General features: G+C 73.5%; 1 protein-coding gene and 2 pseudogenes. All 3 read left to right on the top strand.

From position 1 onward, the window contains the following. Window positions 1–326: pseudogene (locus IF30_RS0140210) on the top strand (NmrA family transcriptional regulator); the annotation flags it as partial. Between the two features lie 86 nt (window positions 327–412). Beyond that, window positions 413–1,060 carry a hemerythrin domain-containing protein gene (locus tag IF30_RS0140205; protein ID WP_030248045.1) on the top strand — a complete coding sequence of 216 codons (648 nt, stop codon included), beginning with the start codon at window positions 413–415 and terminating at the stop codon, window positions 1,058–1,060. Between the two features lie 211 nt (window positions 1,061–1,271). Then, a pseudogene (locus tag IF30_RS50075) lies at window positions 1,272–1,466 on the top strand (hypothetical protein); the annotation flags it as partial.

Here is a 1,466-nt window from a genome sequence, read left to right as displayed (position 1 = left end):
TGGTGGCGGCGTTGACGGAGGCGGGGCATGCGGGGGAGGTGTACGAGGTGACGGGGCCGCGGTTGCTGTCGTTCGCGGAGGTGGCGGGGGAGTTGTCGGTGGCGGTGGGCCGTCGGGTGCGGTTCGAGGCGGTGTCGCAGGAGGCGTACCGGCGGGTGCTGGAGGAGGCGGGGCTGCCGGGGGACTTCGCTGAGTTGTTCTCGGTGATCCTGGACGGTCGCAACGCGTCGTTGGGGGACGGGGTGCGGCGCGCGCTGGGCCGTGAGCCGCGGGACTTCGCGGAGTACGCCCGGGAGGCCGCCGCCTCCGGCGTGTGGAACGCGTGAGCCGGCTCGTCCCCGGCGGCCCCGAGCGGCCGCCCCCGGACGGGCGTCGCAGGGGAATCCGAACGGACTCTGGAGGTCTGGTCATCATGTCGGACGGCACAACGGTCTGGTCGAGTGAGCGCGGCATCGGCGCACTGCCCGGACACATCAAGGGCTTCGGCCTGATGCACGTGGCGATGCGGCGGGACGCGGCGCGGCTGAGCTCCTTCGCCGCGCGCGGCTCGTCGGGCTCCACGGCGGCGCTGGCGGAGTGGTTCGGACGGCTTCGCGAGGTGATCGACTGGCACCACCACAGCGAGGACGAGATCCTCTGGCCGTACCTGCGCGACCGGGTGGCCGCCTTCGACGGCAGCGGCGTCCTGGAGCAGGACCACGAGGCGCTGGACCGCTCGATGCGGCGGGTGGCGGGCGCGCTCGGCTCCGGCCTGCGCGCCGAACTACCGGAGGCGGCAACCGGGTTCGAGGCCCTGGTGCGCGAGCACCTGGGGCACGAGGAGCCGGTGGTGTTCCCGGCACTGGCCGGCCTGCCGGTGGACGAGTACCTGCAGGTCGAACGCCGGATCATCAGGAGCGCGCCGACCCAGGTGATGACCTACCTGCAGCCCTGGATGTTCGACGGCGCGGACGCGGTCTCCGTCCGGGCGGTGTCGGCGACCATCCCCGCCCCGGTGCGGCTGATCGGCCGGACCGTGCTGGAACGGCGGTACCGGCGCGGCCTCACTCCGGTGCTCTGAGCCGGCGGTCCCAGGCGGCAGTCGGCAGGCGGCTGAGGGCCTCGGCCGGCCGCCGGCCGGGAGTGCAAGGCGAGGCAAGTCCCTTTTCGCGGGCCGGGGTTCCGGTTGTCGCGGTTCCGTTGCGCGGTTCGCCGCACGGTGGGCGGTGTCGTGTGTACCAAGTCGGTCGGCACCGCAGTCCGCGGGGCCGGGAGAGTGAAGGGGTCCTGAGATGCGTTCGGATCAGACCGCGGTTCCGCTGTCGTACTCCACGCCGTCGGCCATCGGCGGTGCGGGGGCGGGCAGCCCGGTGCGTGCCGTCGGGCAGAGCAGGGCCGCCGGGCCGTTGCTGGTGGGTGCCACCGTCGCGATGGGCCTGATGGCGGGGCTGTTCTTCGCCTTCGACGTGTCGGTCATGCCGGGCCTG

This window comes from Streptomyces sp. NRRL S-350 (genome assembly GCF_000719705.1).
Taxonomy (GTDB): Bacteria; Actinomycetota; Actinomycetes; order Streptomycetales; family Streptomycetaceae; genus Kitasatospora.
The sequence above is the reverse complement of the archived record's forward strand: the minus strand, read 5'-3'. Positions and strand labels throughout refer to the sequence as shown.